Origin of the sequence: Aeromicrobium alkaliterrae (assembly GCF_039529015.1) — a bacterium.
GTDB lineage: Bacteria > Actinomycetota > Actinomycetes > Propionibacteriales > Nocardioidaceae > Aeromicrobium > Aeromicrobium alkaliterrae.
The window spans coordinates 535,731-559,761 of sequence record NZ_BAAAME010000004.1 but is presented as its reverse complement, the minus strand read 5'-3'; the positions used below and the strand labels follow the sequence as shown (position 1 = coordinate 559,761).

At 71.5% G+C, this 24,031-nt stretch carries 21 protein-coding genes; 17 read left to right on the top strand and 4 right to left on the bottom strand.

What is annotated here, in order from left to right; genetic code table 11:
* Nucleotides 1–45 precede the first annotated feature (45 nt).
* The 12 genes from ABD127_RS10790 (at nucleotide 46) to ABD127_RS10735 (ending at nucleotide 15,143) form a co-directional block, all read left to right on the top strand.
* Entirely contained in the window at nucleotides 46–1,377 is a 1,332-nt protein-coding gene (locus ABD127_RS10790) for an NADH-quinone oxidoreductase subunit D (RefSeq protein WP_344201117.1), read from the top strand.
* Nucleotides 1,378–1,510: 133 nt separating this feature from the next.
* Nucleotides 1,511–2,365, top strand: coding sequence for an NADH-quinone oxidoreductase subunit NuoE (nuoE, locus tag ABD127_RS10785; protein ID WP_344201115.1), 855 nt, complete (start codon nucleotides 1,511–1,513; stop codon nucleotides 2,363–2,365).
* Nucleotides 2,358–3,665 (top strand): NADH-quinone oxidoreductase subunit NuoF, encoded by a 1,308-nt coding sequence (nuoF, locus tag ABD127_RS10780; protein ID WP_344201112.1) that lies wholly within the window; start codon nucleotides 2,358–2,360, stop codon nucleotides 3,663–3,665. The genes nuoE and nuoF overlap by 8 nt, the downstream gene beginning before the upstream one ends.
* Nucleotides 3,662–6,064 (top strand): NADH-quinone oxidoreductase subunit G, encoded by a 2,403-nt coding sequence (locus tag ABD127_RS10775; protein WP_344201109.1) that lies wholly within the window; start codon nucleotides 3,662–3,664, stop codon nucleotides 6,062–6,064. The genes nuoF and ABD127_RS10775 overlap by 4 nt, the downstream gene beginning before the upstream one ends.
* A 118-nt stretch (nucleotides 6,065–6,182) precedes the next feature.
* Nucleotides 6,183–7,415 (top strand): NADH-quinone oxidoreductase subunit NuoH, encoded by a 1,233-nt coding sequence (gene nuoH / locus ABD127_RS10770; RefSeq protein WP_344201106.1) that lies wholly within the window; start codon nucleotides 6,183–6,185, stop codon nucleotides 7,413–7,415.
* 76 nt (nucleotides 7,416–7,491) lie between these two features.
* On the top strand, nucleotides 7,492–8,037 hold the full coding sequence (nuoI, locus tag ABD127_RS10765) for an NADH-quinone oxidoreductase subunit NuoI (protein ID WP_344201103.1): 546 nt from the start codon (nucleotides 7,492–7,494) through the stop codon (nucleotides 8,035–8,037).
* A 121-nt stretch (nucleotides 8,038–8,158) separates the two neighbouring features.
* A complete protein-coding gene (locus ABD127_RS10760) occupies nucleotides 8,159–8,917 on the top strand; it encodes an NADH-quinone oxidoreductase subunit J (protein WP_344201100.1) in 759 nt (252 codons plus the stop codon).
* Between the two features lie 20 nt (nucleotides 8,918–8,937).
* The gene (gene nuoK / locus ABD127_RS10755) at nucleotides 8,938–9,207 is read left to right on the top strand and encodes an NADH-quinone oxidoreductase subunit NuoK (RefSeq protein ID WP_229055155.1); all 270 of its coding nucleotides are present in this window, start codon (nucleotides 8,938–8,940) and stop codon (nucleotides 9,205–9,207) included.
* The gene (nuoL, locus tag ABD127_RS10750) at nucleotides 9,204–11,099 is read left to right on the top strand and encodes an NADH-quinone oxidoreductase subunit L (RefSeq protein WP_344201095.1); all 1,896 of its coding nucleotides are present in this window, start codon (nucleotides 9,204–9,206) and stop codon (nucleotides 11,097–11,099) included. Before nuoK ends, nuoL begins: the two co-directional genes overlap by 4 nt.
* Complete coding sequence (locus tag ABD127_RS10745) at nucleotides 11,096–12,574, top strand: NADH-quinone oxidoreductase subunit M (protein WP_344201092.1); 1,479 nt, start codon at nucleotides 11,096–11,098, stop codon at nucleotides 12,572–12,574. The genes nuoL and ABD127_RS10745 overlap by 4 nt, the downstream gene beginning before the upstream one ends.
* Complete coding sequence (gene nuoN, locus ABD127_RS10740) at nucleotides 12,571–14,079, top strand: NADH-quinone oxidoreductase subunit NuoN (protein WP_344201090.1); 1,509 nt, start codon at nucleotides 12,571–12,573, stop codon at nucleotides 14,077–14,079. Before ABD127_RS10745 ends, nuoN begins: the two co-directional genes overlap by 4 nt.
* 29 nt (nucleotides 14,080–14,108) lie before the next feature.
* Entirely contained in the window at nucleotides 14,109–15,143 is a 1,035-nt protein-coding gene (locus ABD127_RS10735; RefSeq protein ID WP_344201087.1) for a polyprenyl synthetase family protein, read from the top strand.
* Nucleotides 15,144–15,270: 127 nt separating this feature from the next.
* Here the strand turns inward: ABD127_RS10735 and rarD are convergent, their stop codons facing one another.
* Nucleotides 15,271–16,173 (bottom strand): EamA family transporter RarD, encoded by a 903-nt coding sequence (gene rarD / locus ABD127_RS10730; RefSeq protein WP_344201084.1) that lies wholly within the window; start codon nucleotides 16,171–16,173, stop codon nucleotides 15,271–15,273.
* A 115-nt stretch (nucleotides 16,174–16,288) separates the two neighbouring features.
* On the opposite strand from rarD, the gene ABD127_RS10725 reads away from it, so the two are divergent.
* A complete protein-coding gene (locus ABD127_RS10725; protein ID WP_344201083.1) occupies nucleotides 16,289–17,017 on the top strand; it encodes a YwaF family protein in 729 nt (242 codons plus the stop codon).
* A 91-nt stretch (nucleotides 17,018–17,108) separates the two neighbouring features.
* Here the strand turns inward: ABD127_RS10725 and ABD127_RS10720 are convergent, their stop codons facing one another.
* On the bottom strand, nucleotides 17,109–17,867 hold the full coding sequence (locus ABD127_RS10720; protein ID WP_344201080.1) for an SDR family NAD(P)-dependent oxidoreductase: 759 nt from the start codon (nucleotides 17,865–17,867) through the stop codon (nucleotides 17,109–17,111).
* A 43-nt stretch (nucleotides 17,868–17,910) separates the two neighbouring features.
* Entirely contained in the window at nucleotides 17,911–18,417 is a 507-nt protein-coding gene (locus tag ABD127_RS10715; RefSeq protein ID WP_344201078.1) for a septum formation family protein, read from the bottom strand.
* Between the two features lie 75 nt (nucleotides 18,418–18,492).
* Between ABD127_RS10715 and mshA the strand changes: the two genes are divergently transcribed.
* From mshA to ABD127_RS10695, 4 genes are all read left to right on the top strand, one after another.
* The gene (gene mshA, locus ABD127_RS10710; RefSeq protein WP_344201075.1) at nucleotides 18,493–19,749 is read left to right on the top strand and encodes a D-inositol-3-phosphate glycosyltransferase; all 1,257 of its coding nucleotides are present in this window, start codon (nucleotides 18,493–18,495) and stop codon (nucleotides 19,747–19,749) included.
* Nucleotides 19,736–20,236: a type III secretion system chaperone family protein gene (locus ABD127_RS10705; protein WP_344201072.1), complete on the top strand. Its 501-nt coding sequence runs from the start codon at nucleotides 19,736–19,738 to the stop codon at nucleotides 20,234–20,236. Before mshA ends, ABD127_RS10705 begins: the two co-directional genes overlap by 14 nt.
* A gap of 124 nt (nucleotides 20,237–20,360) precedes the next feature.
* Nucleotides 20,361–21,701 (top strand): MFS transporter, encoded by a 1,341-nt coding sequence (locus tag ABD127_RS10700; RefSeq protein ID WP_344201069.1) that lies wholly within the window; start codon nucleotides 20,361–20,363, stop codon nucleotides 21,699–21,701.
* A complete protein-coding gene (locus ABD127_RS10695) occupies nucleotides 21,688–23,139 on the top strand; it encodes a pyridoxal phosphate-dependent decarboxylase family protein (RefSeq protein WP_344201067.1) in 1,452 nt (483 codons plus the stop codon). The genes ABD127_RS10700 and ABD127_RS10695 overlap by 14 nt, the downstream gene beginning before the upstream one ends.
* Nucleotides 23,140–23,258: 119 nt before the next feature.
* On the opposite strand, the gene ABD127_RS10690 is transcribed toward ABD127_RS10695, so the two are convergent.
* A complete protein-coding gene (locus ABD127_RS10690; protein ID WP_344201064.1) occupies nucleotides 23,259–24,029 on the bottom strand; it encodes an ABC transporter ATP-binding protein in 771 nt (256 codons plus the stop codon).
* Nucleotides 24,030–24,031: the final 2 nt, after the last annotated feature.

Genomic DNA, 24,031 nt, shown 5'->3' with positions numbered 1-24,031 from the left:
GCTCTGCGAGGAGCCTCGAAGCCTCGAGCAGTCAGGAGGCTCACGATGACGACGACCGATCCGTACGCGAGCACGACGGACTCCACCGAGGGCCCCGTCTTCACCGTCACGGGCCAGGACTGGGACACGATCGACCCGTCGCTGGCCGACGGCGACCACATCGTCGTCAACATGGGCCCGCAGCACCCCTCGACCCACGGCGTGCTCCGCCTGATCCTCGAGATCGACGGCGAGTCCGTCACCGACGCACGGGCCGGCATCGGCTACCTGCACACGGGCATCGAGAAGAACATGGAGTTCCGCACGTGGACGCAGGGGGTCACCTTCTGCACCCGCATGGACTACGTGGCCCCGTTCTCGAACGAGGCCGCCTACGTCGCGGCGGTCGAGAAGCTCCTGCAGATCGAGGACCAGGTCCCGCAGCGCGCGATGGACATCCGCATCCTGATGCTCGAGCTCAACCGCATCAGCTCGCACCTCGTCTGCCTGGCCACGGGCGGCATGGAGATCGGCGCCCTCACCGTCATGACGTGCGGGTTCCGCGACCGAGAGCTGATCCTCGACTGCTTCGAGGCGATCAGCGGCCTGCGCATGAACCACGCCTACTTCCGCCCGGGTGGCGTCGCCCAGGACCTCCCGGACGACGGCCTGCAGCGGGTCCGCGACACCGTCGCGCTGCTCAAGAAGCGCCTGCCCGAGTACGCGGCGCTCTGCAACGCCAACCCGATCTTCAAGCGCCGCCTCAAGGGCGTCGGCCACCTCGAGCTCGCGGGCTGCCTCGCGCTCGGCCTGACGGGGCCGGTCGTCCGGGCCACGGGCTACGACTGGGACCTGCGCCGCACGCAGCCGTACTGGGGCTACGAGACCTACGACTTCGACGTCGTCACGTGGGACGAGCCCGACGCCTACGGCCGCTTCCGCGTCCGCCTCGATGAGATGTGGGAGTCGCTGCGCATCGTCGAGCAGGCCGTCGACCGTCTCGCCGCGAGCCAGGGCGACCCGGTTATGGTCGCCGACCGCAAGATCGCCTGGCCCGCGCAGCTTTCGGTCGGCGCCGACGGCCAGGGCAACTCCCCGGAGCACATCGCGCACATCATGGGCGAGTCGATGGAGGCGCTGATCCACCACTTCAAGCTCGTGACCGAGGGCTTCCGGGTCCCGCCCGGCCAGGTCTACGCGGCGGTCGAGTCGCCGCGCGGCGAGATCGGCTGCCACGCGGTCTCCGACGGCGGCACCCGCCCGTACCGCGTGCACTTCCGCGATCCGTCGTTCGTCAACCTGCAGGGCACCTCGATCATGAGCGAGGGCAGCATGATCTCCGACGTCATCGTCGCGATCGCCAGCATCGACCCCGTGATGGGGGGTGTCGACCGGTGAGCCCGCGCGACTCGCTAGAGCTCGTCGGCGCGGTCACACCGGCCGACCCGCGGCTCGTCCCTCACCGCGGCCGCGCTCCGCGCGGACCCTTGCCTCGCTGCGCTCGGCCCGTGGTGACGGACGGTGGTGGCCGATGAGTGGGATCGACGACACCACGTTGGCTGAGCTGAAGCAGCTGATGGGGCGGTATCCGCAGGCGCGGTCGGCGCTCCTGCCGATGCTGCACCTGCTGCAGTCGGTCGAGGGCCACGTGACGGCCGCCGGCATCGAGACGTGCGCCGAGCTGCTGGGGCTCACGGCCGCCGAGGTCTCGGGCGTCGCGACGTTCTACACGATGTACAAGCGGCGCCCGATGGGCACGCACCACGTCGGCGTCTGCACCAACACGCTGTGCGCCGTGATGGGCGGCGACGCGATCTTCGAGCGCCTCTCCGACCACCTCGAGGTCGGCAACGACGAGACCACGGCCGACGGCCAGGTCACGCTGGAGCGCGTCGAGTGCAACGCGGCCTGCGACTTCGCCCCGGTGGTGATGGTCAACTGGGAGTTCTTCGACGGCCAGGACCCGAGCAGCGCGGTCGACCTGGTCGACAAGCTGCGCGCAGGCGAGGAGGTGGCGTCGCCGCGCGGCGCCACGATCACGTCCTGGCGCGAGGCCGAGCGGGTGCTCGCGGGTTTCGAGGACGGCCGTGTCGACGAGGGCCCCGCTGCGGCAGGAGCCTCGCTCGCCGGTCTCGAGATCGCGAACGAGCGTGGGTGGACAGCCCCGAGCAGCGAGGCCGGCTCCCACCCAGCCACGACGAGCGTCGCGAGCGAAGCCCCCGACGCGAGCAAGGCGAGCGCGTCAGCGCGAGCCGACACGTCGCGCGCCGAGTCGGAGACCGTGGCCGAGGAATCCGAGGCCGACGTCGAGGGCGGGGCCGGCGACCGGCAGGACGCGTCCGGCGGGGGTTCCGGGCCACGGGCGGAAGAAGGCGGAGATGACTGACGTGCTGACACCCGTGCTGAGCGCGGGCTGGGCCGACGACCGGGCCTGGACGCTCGAGGCCTACACCGAGCGCGGCGGCTACCGCGCGCTCGGCAAGGCGCTCGCGATGAGCCCGGCCGACCTGATCGAGCTCGTCAAGGAGTCGGGCCTGCGCGGTCGCGGCGGCGCCGGGTTCCCCACGGGCATGAAGTGGTCGTTCATCCCGAAGGACAACCCCAACCCCACCTACCTCGTGGTCAACGCCGACGAGTCCGAGCCGGGCACCTGCAAGGACATCCCGCTCATGATGGCCAGCCCGCACACGCTGGTGGAGGGCGTCATCATCGCCTCGCGCGCGATCGGAGCGGAGCAGGCCTTCATCTACGTCCGCGGCGAGGTGCTGCACGTCGTGCGGCGCCTGCGCGCGGCCGTGCGCGAGGCTTACGAGGCCGGTCACCTCGGCACCGACATCGGCGGCTCGGGGCAGAACCTCGACCTCGTGGTGCACGCCGGCGCCGGCGCCTACATCTGCGGTGAGGAGACGGCGCTGCTCGACTCGCTCGAGGGTCGCCGCGGCCAGCCGCGACTGCGCCCGCCCTTCCCCGCCGTCGCGGGCCTGTACGCCTCGCCCACCGTGATCAACAACGTCGAGTCGATCGCGTCGGTCCCCGCGATCGTCGACCACGGCATCGCGTGGTTCGGCTCGATGGGCACCGAGAAGAGCAAGGGGTTCACGCTCTACTCGCTCTCGGGCCACGTCAAGCGCCCCGGCCAGTACGAGGCTCCTCTGGGCATCACCCTGCGCGAGCTCCTCGAGCTCGGCGGCGGGCTGCGCGACGGCAGCGAGCTCAAGTTCTGGACCCCGGGCGGGTCCTCGACCCCCATCCTCACGGCCGAGCACCTCGACGTGCCGCTCGACTACGAGGGCGTCGGCGCCGCCGGATCCATGCTCGGCACCAAGGCCCTGCAGGTCTTCGACCAGACCACGTCGGTCGTGCGGTGCGTGCTGCGCTGGACCGAGTTCTACAAGCACGAGTCCTGCGGCAAGTGCACGCCGTGTCGCGAGGGCACATGGTGGCTCGTGCAGGTGCTGCGTCGCCTCGACTCCGGTGAGGGTCGCGAGGGCGACATCGAGCTGCTGCAGGAGCTGTGCGGCAACATCCTCGGCCGCTCGTTCTGCGCGCTGGGCGACGGCGCTACGAGCCCCATCACCTCGGCGATCCAGCACTTCCGCGAGGAGTTCGAGGCCGGCATGCACACCCCGTCCTCCGAGCTGTTCCCGCCGGCCGCGTCGACCCTCTTCCAGGCGGTGACCGCATGACGCTCGAGGCCAATCCCGAGGCACAGGCTCCGGCGGAGCTCGTGAACGTCACGATCGACGACGTCGGCATCAGCGTCCCGAAGGGCACCCTCGTGATCCGTGCTGCCGAGCTCGTCGGCATCGAGATCCCGCGCTTCTGCGACCACCCGCTGCTCGAGCCCGTCGGCGCCTGCCGGCAGTGCCTCGTCGACGTCCCCGACGCCGGCAACGGCCGTGGGTTCCCCAAGCCGCAGGCCTCCTGCACGCTCGAGGTCGCGCCCGGCATGGTCGTGCGCACGCAGCTCACGTCCGAGGTCGCCGCCACGGCGCAGCGCGGCACGATGGAGTTCCTGCTCGTCAACCACCCGCTCGACTGCCCCGTCTGCGACAAGGGCGGCGAGTGCCCGCTGCAGAACCAGGCGATGAGCCACGGCCGCGGCGAGTCCCGCTTCCACGAGACCAAGCGGACGTTCGCCAAGCCCGTGCCGGTCTCGGCGCAGGTGCTGCTCGACCGCGAGCGCTGCGTCCTGTGCGCGCGCTGCACGCGGTTCTCCGACCAGGTCGCCGGCGATCCGTTCATCGCTCTCGTCGAGCGCGGTGCGCACCAGCAGATCGGCGTCGGGCCCAGCACCGACGACCACGACGCGGGCGGCACCGAGCCGTTCCACTCCTACTTCTCCGGCAACACGATCCAGATCTGCCCCGTCGGTGCCCTGACCAGCGCCGACTACCGCTTCCGCTCCCGCCCGTTCGACCTCGTCTCGGTGCCCTCGGTCGCCGAGCACGACGCGTGTGGCGCCTCGGTCCGCATCGACCACCGCCGCGGCTCGGTCACGCGCCGCCTCGCCGGCGACGACCCGGAGGTCAACGAGGAGTGGATCAGCGACAAGGACCGCTTCGCGTTCACCTGGACCCGGCAGGACGACCGCCTCCGCACGCCGCTCGTGCGTGACGAGAACGGCGAGCTGCAGCCCATGTCGTGGCCCGGAGCCCTGGCCGTCGCGGGTCGCCTCCTCGAGGGCGTGCGCGGCTCGGTGGGCGTGCTGCCCGGTGGCCGCCTGACGCTCGAGGACGCCCATGCGTGGTCGGCCTTCGCCCGCGTCTCGCTCGGCACCAACGACGTCGACTTCCGCTCGCGCGCCGTGGGCCCGGAGGAGGCCGACTTCCTCGCCGCCCACGTGGCCGGCACCGGGCTGGGCGTTACCTACGCCGAGCTCGAGCGCACCCGCCGTGTCGTGCTCGTGGCGCTCGAGCCCGAGGACGAGGCGTCGTCGATCTTCCTGCGCCTGCGCAAGGCCGTGCGGGCGCGGGGGCTGAAGGTCCTCACGGTCGCGAGCCACCGCAGCCGGGGCAGCGAGAAGCTCTCCGCCGAGCTCGTCCGAGCCGTCCCCGGCCACGAGACCGAGGCCCTCGCCGCGCTCGACCTCGGTGCCGGCGACATCGTCCTGGTGGGCGAGCGGGCCGCGCTCGTGCCCGGCCTGCTGTCCGCCGTCGCCGCGCTCGACGGTCCGCGCATCGCCTGGGTGCCGCGCCGTGCGGGCGACCGCGCCGCGGTCGAGGCCGGGCTCCTGCCCAACCTCCTGCCCGGCGCCCGCCCCGTGACCGACGCCGAGGCGCGCGCCGACCTGGCCGCCGCCTGGAAGGTCGCCACGATCCCCGGCGTGCGCGGTCGCGACGTCGAGGGCATCGTCGACGACGCGGCCGACCACGCGCTCCAGGGGCTCGTCGTCGGCGGCGTCGAGATCGCCGACCTGCCCGACTCGGCGCGCGCCCGTGCGGCGCTGGCTGCGGCACGGGTCGTCGTCAGCCTCGAGGTCCGGCGCAGCGAGGTCACCGAGCACGCCGACGTCGTGCTGCCGGTCGCCCCGCCCGTCGAGAAGTCCGGCACGTTCGTCACGTGGGAGGGCCGTCGTCGCGGCTTCGACACCGCGATCCACGAGCCCGGCTCGATCACCGACACCCGGGTCCTGGCCGGCATCGCCGAGGAGATGGCGCGGCCGATCGGGTTCCGCACGACCGCCGACTCCCTGGCCGACCACGACTCGGTCGGACGCTGGGACGGCCGTCACCCCGAGGGCCCGTCGGCGGCCTCAGCCGCCGCGTCACGCCCGGCAGCCGGCCAGGTCGTCGTCTCGACCTGGCGCCAGCTCATCGACGACGGCCGCGGCCAGGACGGCCAGGCCGAGTACAAGGCCACCGCCCGGCGCCCCGTCGCCCGCGCGAGCGCCGCCACCTGGTCCTCGCTCGGGGTCGCCGACGGCGGCACGGTCGTGCTCGGCGGAACGGCGGCGTTCCCGGCGGTCGTCGACGACCTGCCCGACGACGTCGTGTGGGTGCCCGGCAACAACGGCGTCAACCTGCGCGAGCTCGGCCTCGGCCACGGCAGCGTCACCACCGCGACGTCGGGGGACGACGCATGAGGCGCCTCGCTTCGCTCGACCAGCGGCTCGTTCCTCGCCGCTGCCAGGCTGCGCCTGGGCGCCGGCCTCGCTGCGCTCGGCTCGTGGTCGCCGCCAGCCCGACCGATGGCGGTGAATCATGAGTGAGGTCTTCGGGAACGAGCCGTTCTGGGTCGTGGCGCTGAAGGCGCTGCTGATCTTCGTGATCCTCGTGGTCTACACGCTGTTCAACATCTGGCTCGAGCGCCGCGTCGTGGCCCGCATGCAGCACCGTGTGGGCCCCAACGTGCACGGCCCGTTCGGCCTGCTGCAGAGCCTCGCCGACGGCGTGAAGCTCGCGCTCAAGGAGGACATCGTCGTCAAGGCGGCCGACAAGGTCGTCTACGTCCTCGCGCCCATCCTGGCCACGATCCCGGCCTTCCTCGCCTGGTCGGTCATCCCGTTCGGGCCCGAGGTCACGATCCCGTTCACCGACACCGTGACGCCGCTGCAGCTGACCGACATGCCGGTCGCGGTGCTCTACGTCCTGGCCGTCACCTCGATCGGCGTCTACGGCATCGTGCTCGCGGGCTGGTCGTCCGGCTCGACCTACGCGCTGCTCGGCGGCCTCCGCTCGAGCGCCCAGGTCATCAGCTACGAGGTCGCGATGGGCCTCAGCTTCGTGACGGTCTTCCTCTACGCCGGCTCGATGTCGACCTCGGAGATCGTCTCGGCCCAGACCGACCTCTGGTACTTCCTGCCGCTGCTGCCGTCGTTCGTGGTCTACCTGATCTCGATGGTCGGCGAGACCAACCGCGCGCCGTTCGACCTTCCCGAGGCCGAGGGCGAGCTCGTCGGCGGCTTCCACACCGAGTACAGCTCGCTGAAGTTCGCGCTGTTCTTCCTGGCCGAGTACATCAACATGGTCACGGTCTCGGCGCTCGCGACGACGCTGTTCCTCGGCGGCTGGCGCGCGCCGTTCGTCCTCGCGCAGGTCTGGGAGGGCGCGAACGAGGGCTACTGGCCCGTCCTGTGGTTCCTCGGCAAGACCCTGTTCTTCATCTTCCTGTTCATCTGGCTGCGCGGCACCCTGCCCCGCATGCGGTACGACCAGTTCATGGCCCTCGGCTGGAAGGTCCTGATCCCGTTCTCGCTGGCCTGGATCTTCGTCGTGATCGTCCTGCGGAAGCTGCAGAACGAGGGCTCGATCGACGACGCGGTCGTGAACTGGGCGGGCGTCGCGGTCGCGGTGCTGCTGCTCGCGTTCATCGCGCTGCGTCGCGAGAAGCCCGCGCCTGACCGGCCGGACCCGGCCACGGGCTCGTCCGCCGACGGCTATCCCGTCCCGCTGCCTTTCCAGGACACCGACTCGACCAAGGAGGAGGTCCGATGAACGAGCGCCAGCGAGTGAACCGAGGGCCCCTCATCGCGACGCCGCCATACCGTTTCTTCCTCATGGAGGTGTCGCGATGAGCGTCAAGGGCAACCTGTGGGACCCGGTCGCCGGGTTCGGCGTCACGTTCCGCACGATGTTCAAGAAGGTCGTGACGGAGCAGTATCCGTTCGAGAAGGTGCCCACCGCACCGCGCTTCCACGGCCGTCACCAGCTCAACCGCTGGCCCGACGGGCTCGAGAAGTGCGTCGGCTGCGAGTTGTGCGCGTGGGCTTGCCCGGCCGACGCGATCTACGTCGAGGGGGCGTCGAACGACGAGAGCGCCAACGGGGAGGGTCGCTTCAGCCCGGGGGAGCGGTACGGCCGCGTGTACCAGATCAACTACCTGCGCTGCATCCTGTGCGGGCTGTGCATCGAGGCCTGCCCCACGCGCGCCCTCACGATGACCAACGAGTACGAGCTGGCCGACGACAACCGCGAGGCGCTGATCTACGAGAAGTCCGACCTGCTCGCCCCGCTGCTGCCCGGCATGACCGAGCCGCCGCACGCGATGCAGATCAGCGACGACCACCACGACTACTACCGCGGCAAGCAGCTGCCGATCGTCGAGGTCGGCGAGTGAGCGCCGCGCGAGGTTTCGAGGCTCGGCCGCGGGCGGCCTCGCACCTCAACCACCGGTGGTTGAGGTGCGCCCTTCGAGGCTCCTCGTGCCTCGTCGCACCTCAGGGCCCGGAGGTCGTCCGATGACCGCGTTCGGGGTCGTGGCGCCGATCATCGTGATCGCCGCCCTGGGGCTCCTCTTCGCCCGCAAGGCCGTGCACGCCGCGCTGGCGCTCGCCGTCGTGATGATCGGGCTCGCGATCCTGTACGCCGCCAACGGGGCCCCGTTCCTGTTCGCGGTGCAGATCATCGTCTACACCGGCGCGATCATGATGCTGTTCCTGTTCGTCGTGATGCTGGTCGGCGTCGAGTCCGGTCCGCAGGCCGTCACCGAGCCGATCCCGGGCCAGCGCGTCGCCGCTGCCTTCGTCGGTCTGGCCTTCGGCGTCCTGCTGGTGATCGGCATCGGCCAGGTCGTCGCGAACGGCTTCTCCGCCCCGGTCGCCGCGGTGGAGGACGAGAATGTCGAGGGCCTGGCTGCCCTGATGTTCGGGCCCTACGTGCTCGCGTTCCAGTTCACGGCGGCGCTGCTCGTCACGGCGGTGCTCGGCGCGATGGTCCTGGCCCACCAGGACCGCCTCACGCCCAAGGCCAGCCAGGCCGAGCTCGCCGCCCGGCGCATCCGCGACTTCGGCGCCGACGGCAAGCACCCCGGCAACGCGCCGACCCCCGGCGTCTACGCCCGCCACAACGCGGTCGACGCCCCCGCGCTGCTGCCCGACGGCACCCCGCTGGAGTCCTCGGTGCCCGGCAGCCTCGTCAAGCGCGGGCAGGTCATCCGCCCGCCGGTCACCGGCCCCGGACTCGGTGCCGGTGCTGAGGACGAGGAGGAGCAGCCGTGAACGACCTGCTTAGCCTGTCGATGATCCTGTTCACGATCGGCGCCGTCGGCGTCCTCGTGCGCCGCAACGCGCTGATCGTGTTCATGTGCGTCGAGCTCATGCTCAACGCGACCAACCTGGCGTTCGTCGCCTTCGCCCGCGAGCACGGCAACCTCGACGGCCAGCTCGCCGCGTTCTTCGTCATGGTCGTCGCGGCGGCGGAGGTCGTCGTGGGCCTGGCGATCATCATCGCGATCCACCGCTCGCGTGGCTCGATCAGCGTCGACGAGGTCAGGCAGGTCCGCGGATGATCATCTGGCTCCTCGTCGCCTTCCCGGCCCTGGGTGCGGCGCTCCTGCTGACCTGGGGCAAGGAGTCCGACCGGTTCGGACACCTCATCGCCACGGCGGCCTCGGCCGCGTCGTTCGTGTGGGGCCTGGTGCTGTTCGTCCAGCTGCTCGGCCGTGACCACGACGACCGCACCGTCACCGAGTCGCTGTTCACCTGGATCTCCACCGGCCCCCAAGGATCAGGCGCCTTCCACGTCGAGATGTCGTTCGTCTACGACCCGCTGGCCGCGCTGTTCGTCCTGCTCATCACGGGCGTCGGCACGCTGATCCACGTCTACTCGATCGGCTACATGGAGCACGACGACCGGCGCCGCCGGTTCTTCGCGTTCCTCAACCTCTTCGTCGCCGCGATGCTCGTGCTGGTGCTGGCGGGCGACTACCTGGTGCTGTTCCTGGGCTGGGAGGGCGTCGGCCTGGCGTCGTACCTGCTGATCGGGTTCTGGCAGCACAAGCCGTCGGCGGCGGCCGCGGCCAAGAAGGCGTTCGTCGTCAACCGCGTCGGCGACATCGGCATGGCGCTCGCGATCATGCTGATGTTCAAGGAGTTCGGCACCACGGAGATCGCCGCGGTCGGCGACTCGGTGGCCGGTGCCACGGCCAACACCATCACCGCGCTCGGCCTCCTGCTCCTGCTGGGCGCCTGCGGCAAGTCCGCCCAGGTGCCGCTGCAGAGCTGGCTGCTGGACGCGATGGAGGGCCCGACCCCGGTCTCGGCCCTGATCCACGCGGCCACGATGGTCACGGCCGGCGTCTACCTCGTGGTGCGCAGCAACGCGATCTTCGACGCCTCCGAGACGGCGCGCACGGCCGTCGTGATCGTGGGTCTGGTGACCCTGATCGCCGGCGCGATCATCGGTTGCGCGAAGGACGACATCAAGAAGGCTCTGGCCGGATCCACGATGAGTCAGATCGGCTACATGATGCTGGCCGCCGGACTCGGACCCGCGGGCTACGCGTTCGCGATCTTCCACCTCGTGACCCACGGTTTCTTCAAGGCCAACATGTTCCTCGGGGCCGGCTCGGTCATGCACGCGATGGACGACGACGTGAACATGCGGCACTACGGCGCCCTGCGCACGGCCCTGCCCGTCACGTTCGCGACGTTCGGCCTGGGCTACCTCGCGATCATCGGCTTCCCCGGGTTCTCGGGCTTCTTCAGCAAGGACAAGATCATCGAGGCGGCACTCGCGCACAACGTCTGGATCGGCCTGGCGACGGTCCTCGGCGCCGGCATCACGGCGTTCTACATGACCCGTCTGATGGCGATGACGTTCGCCGGCCAGAAGCGCTGGAAGGACGAGGTGCACCCGCACGAGTCGCCGCGCGTCATGACCGTGCCGCTCATGGTGCTGGCCGCGGCCTCCGTGCTGGGCGGCATCCTGCTGCTGGGCGACTGGATCACCGACTGGCTCGAGCCGGTCGTGGGCCACACCGAGCACCACGAGGTCGTCATCGGCGGGGTCGAGCTGGCGCCCATCGCGGTGTCCGCGCTGGTGACCCTCGTCGTCGCCGCCGGAGTCGCGATCGCGTGGGCCACCTACGGGCGTCGTGAGGTCGAGGGTGAGACGCCCGAGAAGGTCTCGATCCTGACCCGCTTCGCCCGCAACGACCTTTACGGCGACACCGTCAACGAGTGGGTCGCCGTGCGGCCGACGATGGGTCTGGCCCGCGGCCTGGCGCGGTTCGACCAGCACGGCCTGCACCGCGCGATCACGGGCTTCGTCGAGCTGATCGGCGAGGGCGCCACCGCGATGCGCTCCTGGCAGAACGGCTTCGTCCGGTCCTACGCGCTCGGGGTGTTCCTCGGTGCGCTGGCGCTGACCCTCGCGCTGCTGGTGGTGATCTGGCGATGATCAGCCTGCTCGCCGCGGTGCCGATCGTCGGCGCCCTCCTGGTGACCCTGCTGCCCCGCGGGAACCGCTCGCAGCAGCTCGTGGCCCGTCACGCGGCCCTCGGCGTCAGCCTCGTCGCGCTGGCCGTGGCCCTCGTGGCCGCAGCGCGCTTCGACGTCGACGCGGGCGGCTACCAGATGGTCGAGGAGCACTCCTGGATCGAGCCGCTCGGCGCCTGGTACTCCGTGGGCCTGAACGGCATCGGGCTGACGCTCGTGCTGCTGACCGTGATCCTGACCCCCGTCGTGCTCCTCGCGGCCTACCGCGACGAGCTGCCCGGCAACCGCAGCGCGAACTCGTACGTCGCGTGGATGCTGGTGCTCGAGGGCCTGGCGATCCTGGTGTTCACCGCGACCGACGCGTTCCTGTTCTACGTCGCCTTCGAGGCCACGCTGGTGCCGATCTACTTCCTGATCGGCAGCTACGGCGGGAAGGGGCGCCAGAAGGCCGCCCTCACGTTCCTGCTCTACAACCTGCTCGGCGGGCTCCTGATGCTCGCCGCGGTCGTGGGCCTCTACGTCGTGTCCGCCGACGCCGGCGAGGCGAGCTACCGGCTCGCCGACCTCTCGCAGATCGCGTTCGGGGAGAACACCGAGAAGCTGCTGTTCCTGGGCTTCATGGCGGCCTTCGCGGTGAAGGCGCCGCTGTGGCCGTTCCACACGTGGCTGCCGGAGGCGGCTGCCTCGGCCACCCCGGCGACCTCGGTGCTGATGGTCAGCGTGATCGACAAGGTCGGCACGTTCGGCATGATCCGCTGGGGCCTGGAGCTGTTCCCCGGCGCCGCCGACTGGGCCTCGCCCACGATCATGGCGCTCGCGGTCGTGAGCATCGTCTACGGCGCGCTCGCGGCGATCGGTTCGACCGACATCCGCCGCCTCGTGGCGTACACCTCGGTCTCGCACTTCGGCTTCATCATCCTGGGCATCTTCGCGTTCACGCAGACCTCGACGTCCGGCTCGGTGCTCTACATGTTCAACCACGGTCTCTCGACCGCGGCGCTGTTCCTGGTCACCGGCATCATGATCAGCCGGCGCGGCTCGGCGGAGATCTCGGCCTTCGGCGGCGTGCAGAAGATCGCTCCGGTCATGTCGGGCATCCTGCTGATCGCGGGCCTCTCGAGCCTGTCGCTGCCCGGTCTCGCCCCGTTCGTGAGCGAGTTCCTCGTGCTCGCGGGCACCTTCACGGTCAACGTGCCGCTGGCGGTGATCGCGACGCTCGGCATCGTGCTCGCCGCGGTCTACGTGCTCGTGCTCTACCAACGCACCATGACGGGTCCGCTGACCGAGCAGGCGAAGGTCGTCACCGACCTGACCGCCCGTGAGGTTGCCGCGCTCACCCCGCTCGTCGTCGTCATCATCGGGCTCGGCCTGTTCCCGCAGCCGATGCTCGACCTGGTCAACCCGGCCGTGGCCCTCGTCCTGGGAGGTCTGCCGTGATCCCGGCTCCCGAGCTCGACTTCGCGCTCCTCTCACCCGTCCTGATCGTCGCGGCGGCCGCCCTCGTCGGCGTGCTCGTCGAGGCGTTCTGCCCGCGCGGTCCCCGCTTCGTGGTGCAGACCGGGCTGGCCACCGGAGCCAGCGTCGCGGCGCTCGTCGCCAGCATCGTGGTCTACGTCGGCGGCGACCTCGGCGTCACCGACGACCCGGGGCGAACGGTCGTGGCCGACGAGGCCAGCGTCATCACCTGGATGATGCTCGCGGTCTTCGGCCTGCTCGGCGTGCTGCTGTTCGCCGACCGCACGCTCGACGCCGGGCTCAGCGCCTTCACGGGCCGCGCCGCCGACCGCCCGGGCTCGCCCGAGGAAGCCGAGGCGATCCGCGCCCGGGTCGAGCACACCGAGATCTTCCCGCTCGCGATGTTCGCGCTGCTCGGCATGATGCTGTTCGCCGCGAGCTCCGACCTGCTGACGATGTTCGTCGCGCTCGAGGTCCTGAGCCTGCCGCTGTACCTGCTGTGCGGCATCGCCCGGCGTCGTCGGCTCGTCAGCCAGGAGGCCGCGCTCAAGTACTTCGTGCTCGGCGCGTTCAGCTCGGCGTTCTTCCTCTACGGCGTCGCGCTGGCGTACGGCTACTCCGGCTCGTTCGCGATCGGCGCCCTGGGCGAGCTGCACGACGACCCCGAGCTGCGCATCGCCGCGGTGGCGCTGATGGCGGTCGGCCTGCTGTTCAAGGTCGGTGCCGTCCCGTTCCACGCCTGGACCCCCGACGTGTACGTCGGTGCCCCTACCCCGGTCACCGCGTTCATGGCCGCCGGCACCAAGGCGGCGGCGTTCGTCGCGCTGATGCGGGTGCTGTTCGCCTCGACCGAGACCGACTGGCAGCCCGTCGTCGCGGTGGTGGCCGGCCTGACGATGGTGGTCGGCTCGTTGTTCGCGATCGCGCAGACCGACGTCAAGCGCATGCTGGCCTACTCGTCGGTCGCCCACGCGGGCTTCCTGCTGACGGGCGTGCTGAGCGGCAGCGACGCCTCGGCGGTGCTGTTCTACCTGATCACCTACGGTCTGGCCTCGATCGGCGCGTTCGCCGTCGTGATGCTGGTCCGTGACGCCGGCGGCGAGGCCACGGCCACCACCCGGTGGGCCGGCCTGGGCCGTCAGAACCCGATCCTGGGCGTCAGCTTCGCGATCTTCATGCTGTCGTTCGCGGGCATCCCGCTGACCGGCGGGTTCGTCGGCAAGCTGTCGGTGTTCATCGAGGCTGGCGGCGCCGGATACTGGCCCGTCGTGGTCCTCGGCGTGGTCGTCAGTGCCGTCGCGGCCTTCTTCTACGTCCGCATGATCACGGTGATGTTCTTCACCGATCCGGACGGCTTGGCGGTCGCCTCAGGCGCTGTGATCACCACGACTGTCGTGGTGGTGGCGGCCATCGGTACGGTGATCCTCGGCATCGCTCCTGGCCCTGTGCTTGAGTTGGTGCAGCAGACGGGCTCCCTGATCCCTTGACGGGTGCCCTCGAACGACCAGGAGGCGCAGTGCCGGCAGCAGGCGCAGGGCAGTCAGTGGGCTCGGGGCAGACCCCGTCGTCGGCGCTGCCCGTCACGGTCGACGACCCGGCCCTGGAGGCCAGGATCCTCGCCGGGGTCTCCGAGATCGAGCGGCAGCTGGCCGACGCGGCGCACAGCGACGAGCCGTTCGTCGCCGAGGCCGCCACGCACCTGCTGCGCGCCGGCGGCAAGCGGTTCCGGCCGCTGCTCGTCACGCTCAGCGCCGAGTTCGGCGACCCGGCTGCCCCGGGCGTCGTGCCGTCGGCCGTCGTGGTCGAGCTGACCCACCTGGCCACGCTGTATCACGACGACGTCATGGACGAGGCCGACAAGCGCCGTGGTGCGCTCAGCGCCAACGCCCGCTGGGACAACACCCTCGCGATCCTCGTCGGCGACTTCCTCTTCGCGCAGGCGTCCGAGATCGTGGCCTCGCTCGGCCCCGAGGCGGTCCGCATCCAGGCCCGCACGTTCTCGCGCCTGGTCCACGGCCAGATCCGCGAGACGATCGGCCCCGGCGAGTCCGATCCGCTCAAGCACTACCTCGAGGTCGTCGCCGACAAGACCGGCTCGCTGATCGCCACGGCGGCCCGCTTCGGCGCCATGATGTCGGCGGCACCGGTCGAGGTCGAGCGCGCGCTGACCGAGTTCGGCGAGCGCATCGGCGCGGCGTTCCAGCTGCGCGACGACATCATCGACATCGCCAGCGAGACGGGGGAGTCGGGCAAGACGCCCGGCACCGACCTGCGCGAGGGCGTCCCCACGCTGCCGGTCCTCCTGGCCCTGCAGTCGAGCGACCCGGCCGATGCGCGCCTGCGCGAGCTGCTCTCCAAGCCGCTCGTCGACGACGCCGAGCACGCCGAGGCGCTCACGGCCCTGCGCGCCCATCCGGCGATGGACGAGGCCCGCTCCTACGTCCACGCCGAGGCCGACGCCGCGCGCGCCCTGCTGCACTCGCTGCCCGACATCCCGGCTCGCGCCGCGCTCGAGCAGCTCTGCGACGCCGTCGCCACCCGCCTCGGCTGACCCCCTGCGCGAGCCTCAGGTTTCGAGGCTCGCGCCGCAGGCGGCACTCGCACCTCAACCACCGGTGGTTGAGGTGCGAGGAGCTCTAGCGACGAGCCTCGAAACCTTGGTCGAGTCAGGGGCGACCTCAGACGGGGACCGGGGCGACCGGGACGGGGCGCTTGCGGCTCCGCAGGGCATCGACCGTGAAGAGCACCAGCGCGAGCCAGACGAGGGCGAATCCGCCCCAGCGCGCTGACGTCATCGTCTCCTTGAAGATCAGGAGACCGACGACGAACTGCAGCGCCGGCCCGAGGTACTGCAGCAGCCCGATCGTCGAGAGCTTCAACCGGGTCGCGGCCGCGCCGAACAGCAGCAGCGGGATCGCGGTCACGACGCCGGTGCCCGCGAGCAGCAGCGCGTTGCCGGTGCCGGCGTGGCCGAACGCCAGCGTGCCCTGCACGCCGAGCCAGACGAGGAACGCGAGCGCGAACGGCGAGAGCAGCAGGGTCTCGACGCCGAGGGTCTCGATCGTGCCGAGCGAGACCTTCTTCTTCAGGAACCCGTAGGCCGCGAACGAGAACGCGACGGCCAGCGCCACGAGCGGCAGCCGGCCGTAGTCGACGGTCAGGATCACGACCGCGACGAAGCCGATCGCCACGGCGGTCCACTGCAGGCGCCGCAGGTTCTCACCGAGCACGAACACCCCGACGAGCACCGTGACGAGGGGGTTGATGAAGTACCCCAGCGAGGTCTCGATGACGCGATCGTTCGTGACGCCGTAGATGAAGGCGCCCCAGTTGACCGCGATCACGACCGACGCGAGGAACAGCAGCACCACGAGGCGCGGCTGCCGCAGGATCGCCAGGAACGAGCCCCAGCGGCGGGTCAGCGTCAGCAGCAGCCCGACGAACACGATCGACCACACGACGCGGTGCGCCAGCGCCTCGAGGGGGTCCGCGGGATCCAGCAGCGGCCAGTACAGCGGCATGAAGCCCCAGAACAGGTAGGCCGCCACGCCGTAGGCCACGCCTCCCGGGCCTCGCTCCACGCGTCCCTCCGGCGTCGAGCTCCCGGAAGTCGGCGTCTGGTCCACGAGAGCAGTCAACACCCAGGGGTCGCCGTTCGTTCCCCGGGGCAACCACTTCCCGCGCTACTCTGCGGCCATGCTCGCGGCCGACGACTTCGAGGCGTACGACACCTCGCACCTGGCGGTGCTCGCGATCTTCGCGGTGGGGATCGTCTTGGTCGTCCTGGCGGGGCGTTCCCGTCGGGGCACGCCGGCCGCCACGGCGGCTTCACGGGCCGGTGCGGTCGCGGTCGCGGCGGTCACGGTGCCGCTGCAGATCCTGCAGTTCACGCCGGACGAGTGGAGCCTGAACACGTCGCTGCCGCTGCAGCTGTGCGACCTGGCCTGGATGGTCGCGGTGCACGCGCTCTGGACCGGCAACAAGACGACCGCGACGATCACGTGGCTCTGGGGCCTGACGCTGACGATGCAGGGGATGCTGACGCCGGACCTGTCGTCGCCGTTCCCCGAGCCGCGGTTCCTGATGTTCTGGGCGATGCACGTCCTGATCATCTGGGCGGGGTTCTGGCTCGTGCCGGGCCTTGGGATCGGACCCACGTGGCGCACGTACAAGCGCGCGGTCGCGGCGACGCTGGTGTGGCTCGTCGGCGTCTACGCGTTCAACGTCGCGGCGGGCACGAACTACGGCTACGTCAACCGCAAGCCGCAGCGGGCCTCCGCGCTCGACCTGCTGCCAGCGTGGCCCTGGTACGTCGCGGTCGAGATCATCGTGCTCTCGGTGGTCTGGGCGCTGCTCGTCCTGCCCTGGGCCCTCCGCCCCGCCCGGAGCGGTGAGCGAGAGACCTCTCCCGCCCCCGGGCGGTGAGTGAGGGACCTGTCGGGACCCCGCACACGTCCCTCACTCACCGCCCGGGGGCGGGGACACGTCCCTAAGTCACCGCCCGGGGCGGGGGTGGTCAGGGGCGGCGCAGGAGCGGGCCGCGGTGAACCTTCTTGTTGCTGGCCTGGGCGAGCGGGCGGATCACCAGGAGGTCGACGTTGACGTGCGCGGGCCGGCCGACGACCCAGCCGATCGTCTGGGCGATGTCCTCGGCGCTGAGCGGGTCCTCGACGCCGTCGTACACCGCGTCGGCCCGTTCCTGCGATCCGAGCCGCACGAGCGAGAACTCCTCGGTCTGCACCATGCCGGGCGCGATCTCGGTGACCCGGATCGGTCGCCCGTTGAGCTCCAGCCGCAGCGTCTCGGTCGCCGCGGCGACCGCGTGCTTGGCCGCGACGTAGCCGCCGCCGCCCTCGTAGACCCAGTGGCCCGCGGTCGAGCCGATGTTGACGATCGTGCCGGCGCCGCTCGCGTCGAGGGCCGGGACCAGGGCGGACGTCACCTGGACCGTGCCGATCACGTTGATCTCGAACATCCGACGCCAGTGGTCGACGTCGGCCTCGGCGACGGGATCGACGCCCAGCGCGCCCCCGGCGTTGTTGACCAGGACGTCGAGCGTGCCGCCGACCGTCTCGGCCAGGCGGGCGACGTCGGCCGCGTCGGTCACGTCGCAGCTGACCGCGGTGCCGCCGATCTCGGCGGCGAGCGCCTCCAGGCGGTCGAGCCGGCGCGCCGCGCAGTAGACGTGGAAACCCGCGGCGGCGAGCTCACGAGCAGTGGCGGCGCCGATCCCGCTGCTGGCCCCGGTCACGACGGCGGTTCGCATGTTCGTCATGCGTCCATCGTCGCGCGGGGGCGCAGCAGGCGGGAAACGGGGGTCAGCGCGCTGCGCCCTCGAGGGTGCCGGTCAGCTCGGCGTTGGCGGGGTCGTAGATGAGGCACGAGATCAGGCGGTCGTCGAGCTGCTCCCACGTGTCCTGCGTCGGGAAGAGCTGGTACACGTCCAGCGTGGACTCCTCGTAGGGCAGGCCCACGAAGGTGTCGAAGGCCGGTGCGCAGGCCTCCTCCACGGCGGCCTGGATCTCGGCATCGCCCGGGTAGTCACCGCTGTCGAGCTCGACCTCGTGGTAGGCCTCGGCCTCGTGCGGGTCGCTGCACGGCACGGCCGTGATGGTGTCGACCTCGGAGGTTCCCGAGGAGCCGGAGCTGTCCGGGAGGATGTAGCAGTCGCCGACCTTGACGTCGAAGACGCTGGCGTCCTCGTTCGTCTCGGTGACGGCGCCGTCCTCGTCGCGCTCTGTCTCGGTGGTGCCTCCGCATCCGGCCAGCAGGAGGCTTGCGAAGGTGAGGGTCGTCAGGATCAGTAGGCGGCGGGTCGTCGTCATGGCTGGATCGTAGGCGACGCACAGGTCAGGGAGGCGACGATTCGCTGATTCCGTGCCGTGAGCGATGATGGACGCGTGAGTGTTCGTCGGGTCGCCATGCTGTCGGCCCACACCTCGCCCCTGGCGCAGCCGGGCGACGGTGACGCCGGCGGCATGAACGTCTACGTCCTGGAGCTGTCGAAGCGGCTCGCCGCCGCGGGCGTCGAGGTCGAGATGTTCACGCGCGCCACCTCGCGCCACCAGGAGCCGTTCGCCGCGGTCGCCCCCGGCATCACGGTGCGGCACGTCGCCGCCGGGCCGTTCGAGGGCCTGCGCAAGGAGGACCTGCCGGCCCAGCTGTGCGCCTTCGTCCGCGACGTCCTGCGGGTCGAGGCCGAGCACGGCCCCCGCTACTTCGACCTCGTGCACTCGCACTACTGGCTGTCCGGCCAGGTGGGCACGGTCGTGCGGGAGCGCTGGGGCATCCCGCTGGTGCACTCGATGCACACGATGGCGAAGGTCAAGAACGCCAGCCTGGCCGAGGGCGACGCCCCCGAGCCGCGGGGCCGCGTCTGGGGCGAGGAGGAGATCGTGCGGCTCGCCGATCGTCTCGTCGCGAACACCGACGACGAGCGGTCGCAGCTCGTCGACCTCTACGACGCCGACCCGTCCCGCGTCGACGTGGTGCACCCGGGCGTCGACCTCGACCGCTTCCGCGCCGGTCGGCAGGCCGAGGCACGAGCACGGCTCGGCATCGACCCCGACGCGGCGCTGGTCCTGTTCGCGGGACGCATCCAGCCGCTCAAGGCGCCCGACCTCGTCGTGGCCGCCGCGGCCCGCCTCGTCGCCGACGACCCGTCGCTGCGCTCGCGGCTCCAGGTCGCCGTCGTGGGCGGGGCCTCGGGCTCGGGCCTCGACCGGCCCACGGCCCTCGCCGAGCTGACGCACACCCTCGGGCTCGACGACCTGGTCCGCTTCGAGCCCACCGTGCCGCAGCACGAGCTGGCCGACTGGTACGCCGCCGCCACGGTCGTCTGCGTCCCGTCGCACAACGAGTCGTTCGGGCTGGTCGCGATCGAGGCCCAGGCCTGCGGGACGCCGGTCGTCGCGGCGCGGGTCGGAGGCCTGCCGACCGCGGTCTCCGACGGCGTCAGCGGGATCTTGGTCGACCGGCAGGACCCGGCCGCGTACGCCGCAGCGCTGCGTCCGCTCCTGACCGACCAGGGCCTGCGCGACGCGATGGGCGCCAAGGCGGTCCTGCACGCCGAGGGCTTCGGCTGGGACGTCACGGCCGCCCGCACGCTCGAGTCCTACGCCGCTGCCCAGGAGGGAGCCCTGCATGTCCGCACGTGACGTCATCGCCCAGGCGCTCGCCGACGCCGAGATCGAGCACGTCGAGCACTCCCCGGGAGTGTTCGAGGTCGACCTGCCCGGCGAGCGCAAGCTGAAGACCAACGTCCGCCTCGAGGTCGGCAAGCACGCGCTCGGCATCCACGCCTTCGTCGCACGCCGGCCCGACGAGAACCACGAGGGCGTCTACCGCTGGCTGCTCGAGCGCAACCTCAAGATGTTCGGGGTCGCGTTCGCGGTCGACTCCGCGGGCGACATCTACCTCGACGGACGCATCCCGCTCCACGCCGTCACCGCCGACGAGGTCGACCGCCTGCTCGGCGCCGTCCTGACCTACGCCGACGAGTCGTTCAACACGATCCTCGAGCTCGGCTTCGCGACGTCGATCCGCAAGGAGTGGGCCTGGCGGGAGCTGCGGGGCGAGTCGACCCGCAACCTCGAGGCCTTCACCCACCTGCGCCCGAAGGACGACGACACCTCCGCTGGTTGAGGTGCCCCCTTCGAGGCTCCTCGTACCTCGTCGCACCTCAGGGGGCGGAGGTGGCGGGGCGGCGAGCGACTCGAGGTGCGGGACGTGAGCCGATCGGACCCCGGTCTGGCCTAGCCTGGCGAGCATGACCGACGCCACTGCCGCGGCCCTGCCCGCCCGGGTGCGGCGCGGGTACGGCCTCGGCAGCGTCGCGACCGGCACGTTCGGCACGGTCCCGGGCCTCCTGCTGCTGCCGTACCTGACCGACACGCTCGGCGTCGCGGCGGTGCTCGCCGGGGTCATCGTGTTCCTGCCGAAGGCCTGGGACGTCGTGCTCAACCCGGTCGCGGGCCGCATCAGCGACCGCAGCACACACCCGGCCGGTCGCCGGCACCCGTTCCTGCTGCGAGGCGGACTGGCGCTGGCCCTCTTCTTCGCGCTGATGTTCGCCGGCCCGAGCGAGCCGACGGGCCTGGCGGCGGCGTGGGTCGTCGTGACCTTCCTGCTCTGCGCCACGGCGTACGCGTTCTTCCAGGTGCCGTACGTCGCGATGCCGGCCGAGCTGACGCTCGACTACGACGAGCGCACGCGTCTCATGACGTGGCGGGTCGCGATCCTCGCGGTCGCGATCCTGCTGTCGGGTGCCACCGCGCCGATGGTCGTCGACGCGGTCGGGAAGGACTCGCCCGCCGGGTACCGGCTGATGGGTCTGTACGTCGCCGTGATCCTCGTGGTCGGAGTCGTCGGCGCCTGGTGGGGAACGCGGGGCGCGCCGGAGCACCGGGTCGAGACCCCGAGCGGCAGCTTCCGCGACCAGCTCCGCCTCGTCGCCGGCTCGGCGGACTTCCGGCCACTCCTGCTGACCTTCGTGCTGCAGGCCCTCGGCGTGGGCACGATGCTCGCGGGGGTCGCGTACGTCGCCGACGACGTGCTCGACACCACGGCCGCCGCCACCATCCTGTTCGCGGCCTTCGTCGGGCCCGCGCTGCTCGTGACGCCGCTGTGGGAGCGGTACTCCCGCACCCGCACGAAGCGGTCCGGGTACGTCCTCGCGACACTGGCGATGGTGGTCGGCATGCTGCTGATCGGTGCGGCACTGCCAGGCCTGCCCGCCCTCGCGTACGCAGGTGCGGCCGTGGTCGGCGTCGGCTACGCGGGCGCCCAGGTGTTCCCGATGGCGATGCTGCCCGACGTGGCCGCACGCGACGCGGCCCGCACGGGCGAGAACCGGGTCGGCGTGTTCACGGGCGTGTGGACCGCCGGCGAGACCCTGGGCCTGGCCCTCGGCCCTGCGGTGTTCGCCCTGGTGCTCGCAGCCGGCGGGTACGTGTCGTCGTCCGCGGAGGTCGACGTGACCCAGTCCGACGGCACCGTGCTCGCGATCCGCCTCGGATTCACCCTGCTGCCGGCCGCGATCGTCGCGGCCAGCCTGCTGGCCCTGCGGGGCTACCGACTCGACGAGGAGATCCGCCGTGGCCCTGCCTGATCCCGCCGCCCAGGGCCCGGCGCCCCTGCCGGCCGCCGACGTGCTGGCCGAGCTGGAGGACCTGCGTGCGGGCGACCTCCCCACCCACGGTGGCCGGACCCTCGCCTACGTCTACGACTCGGGCGTCGCCGAGGCCGACGAGCTCGGCCGTCGCGCCCTGGCGATGTACGGCTCGACGAACGGCCTCGACCCCACGGCCTTCCCGAGCCTGCTGCGGATGGAGACCGACCTCGTCGCGACGGCGCGGCGCCTGTTCCACGGCTCGGACGGGGTCGTCGGCACCGTCACCTCCGGGGGGACCGAGTCGATCCTGCTGGCCGTCAAGACCGCACGCGATGCTGCCGCGGTCGAGCGCCCCGTCATGGTCGTGCCGACCACGATCCACGCCGCGTTCCACAAGGCGGCTCACTACTTCGGCGTCGAGCGCGTCGCCGTGCCGGTCGACCCGGTGACCTACCGTGCCGATCCGGCCGCGATGGCCGCCGCGATCGACGATCACGCAGGCCGTGTCGTCCTCGTCGCAGCCTCCGCCCCGTCCTACGCGCACGGCGTGATCGACCCGATCGAGCAGATCGCGGCCCTGACGAGCGAGCGGGGGCTGCGGTTCCACGTCGACGCCTGCATCGGCGGCTGGGTGCTGCCGTGGACCCCGGACGCGCCGGCCTGGGACTTCGCGGTCGAGGGCGTCACCAGCATCTCGGCCGACCTCCACAAGTACGCCTACGCGCCGAAAGGCGTCTCGCTGCTGCTGCACGCCACGCCGGACCTGCGGCGCGACCAGTTCTTCGCCAGCGCCGACTGGCCCGGCTACACGATGCTCAACTCCACCGTGCAGTCGACCAAGTCGGGCGGACCGCTCGCGGCGGCGTGGGCGGTCGTCCAGTACTTCGGCGACGAGGGCTACGCGCGGCTCGTCGGCACGGCGCTGGAGGGGACCGCAGCGGTCGTGGCGGGGATCGCCGACGTCCCGCACCTCGACGTCGTCGCCCAGCCCGACTCCACGCTGGTCGCGATCGCCGCCGACGAGACGTGCGACGTGTTCACGATCAGCGACCTGATGCTCGAGCAGGGCTGGTTCGTGCAGCCCCAGATGGGTTTCGCCGGCTCACCGGCCACGCTCCACGTCAGCCTCTCCGCGGCCACGGCCGCCTCGGTGCCCGAGTTCCTCGACGCGCTGCGGACCGCCGTGGGCACGGCCGTCGAGCGCGGGCCGATCCAGGTTGACGAGGGTCTGCGGGCGGCGGCCGAGGCGATCGACCCCGCGACGCTCGACGACGCCGCGTTCGCCGGGTTGCTCCAGGTCGCCGGGCTCGCCGGCGAGGGCGGTGCCGTGGAAGCACCGGCCCAGATGGCCCCGGTCAACGCCCTGCTCGACGTCGCCCCGCCGCGGCTGCGCGAGGCGCTGCTGATCGCCTTCCTCGACCACCTGACCCGCTAGAGGCGAGGTGGTGGCGGTGCCCCCTTCGAGGCTCCTTCGTCGCACCTCAGGGGGCGGTCCCGTTCCCGGGCCCTGAGGCGCGACGAGGAACGAGGAGCCTCGAAGGGCGTGCGGAGGGTTCAGTGGCTGATGGCGTCGCGGACGCGGGTCGTGAGGTCGACGAACTCCGGCAGGGTGCGGACCTCGTCGGTCGGGACGGGGGAGCCGTCGCGGAGGAAGCGCGCCGGCTCGTCGAACACGATCCGGCCGGGCCGCGGGCTCATGACGAGCACGCGGGAGCCGAGGTACACCGCCTCGTCGACGCTGTGGGTGATGAACAGGATCGTCTTGCCCGTGCGCCGCCAGAGGTTGAGCAGCTCTGCCTGCAGCCGTTCGCGGGTTAGCGCGTCGAGGGCGCCGAACGGCTCGTCCATCAAGATGATGTCGGGGTCGTTCGCGAGCACCCGGGCGATCTGGGCGCGCTGCTGCATGCCGCCGGAGAGCTCGTACGGCCGCTTGTCCGCGAAGTCCGCCAGACCGACCGTCGCGAGCTGGCGCTCGGCCGCCTCGCGCCGCTCGTCCTTCGGCACGCCGCGCAGCTTGAGGCCGATCTCGACGTTGGCCCGGACGTCGAGCCACGGGTAGAGCGTCGGGCGCTGGAACACGACCCCGCGATCGGCGCCAGGGCGCTCGACGAGCTCGTCGCCCACGTGGACGGTCCCCACGGTCGGCGCGGTGAGCCCGGCCAGGATCCGCAGCAGCGTGCTCTTGCCGCAGCCCGAGGGCCCGGCGAGCGTGACCAGCTCGCCGGGCTCGATCGTCAGGTCGATCCGGTCGAGCGCACGCACGGCGCCGCCCGTGGACCGGAACTCGTGCTCCAGTCCACGGACGACGACCTCGTGCTGCGTCACGC

What these genes read in the sequence shown, in the direction of transcription:
- ABD127_RS10790 (WP_344201117.1), top strand. Translation starts at nt 46, where the DNA reads ATGACGACGACCGATCCGTACGCGAGCACGACGGACTCCACCGAGGGC.
- nuoE (WP_344201115.1), top strand. Translation starts at nt 1,511, where the DNA reads ATGAGTGGGATCGACGACACCACGTTGGCTGAGCTGAAGCAGCTGATG.
- nuoF (WP_344201112.1), top strand. Translation starts at nt 2,358, where the DNA reads ATGACTGACGTGCTGACACCCGTGCTGAGCGCGGGCTGGGCCGACGAC.
- ABD127_RS10775 (WP_344201109.1), top strand. Translation starts at nt 3,662, where the DNA reads ATGACGCTCGAGGCCAATCCCGAGGCACAGGCTCCGGCGGAGCTCGTG.
- nuoH (WP_344201106.1), top strand. Translation starts at nt 6,183, where the DNA reads ATGAGTGAGGTCTTCGGGAACGAGCCGTTCTGGGTCGTGGCGCTGAAG.
- nuoI (WP_344201103.1), top strand. Translation starts at nt 7,492, where the DNA reads ATGAGCGTCAAGGGCAACCTGTGGGACCCGGTCGCCGGGTTCGGCGTC.
- ABD127_RS10760 (WP_344201100.1), top strand. Translation starts at nt 8,159, where the DNA reads ATGACCGCGTTCGGGGTCGTGGCGCCGATCATCGTGATCGCCGCCCTG.
- nuoK (WP_229055155.1), top strand. Translation starts at nt 8,938, where the DNA reads ATGATCCTGTTCACGATCGGCGCCGTCGGCGTCCTCGTGCGCCGCAAC.
- nuoL (WP_344201095.1), top strand. Translation starts at nt 9,204, where the DNA reads ATGATCATCTGGCTCCTCGTCGCCTTCCCGGCCCTGGGTGCGGCGCTC.
- ABD127_RS10745 (WP_344201092.1), top strand. Translation starts at nt 11,096, where the DNA reads ATGATCAGCCTGCTCGCCGCGGTGCCGATCGTCGGCGCCCTCCTGGTG.
- ABD127_RS10725 (WP_344201083.1), top strand. Translation starts at nt 16,289, where the DNA reads ATGCTCGCGGCCGACGACTTCGAGGCGTACGACACCTCGCACCTGGCG.
- ABD127_RS10720 (WP_344201080.1), bottom strand. Translation starts at nt 17,867, where the DNA reads ATGACGAACATGCGAACCGCCGTCGTGACCGGGGCCAGCAGCGGGATC.
- ABD127_RS10715 (WP_344201078.1), bottom strand. Translation starts at nt 18,417, where the DNA reads ATGACGACGACCCGCCGCCTACTGATCCTGACGACCCTCACCTTCGCA.
- ABD127_RS10705 (WP_344201072.1), top strand. Translation starts at nt 19,736, where the DNA reads ATGTCCGCACGTGACGTCATCGCCCAGGCGCTCGCCGACGCCGAGATC.
- ABD127_RS10700 (WP_344201069.1), top strand. Translation starts at nt 20,361, where the DNA reads ATGACCGACGCCACTGCCGCGGCCCTGCCCGCCCGGGTGCGGCGCGGG.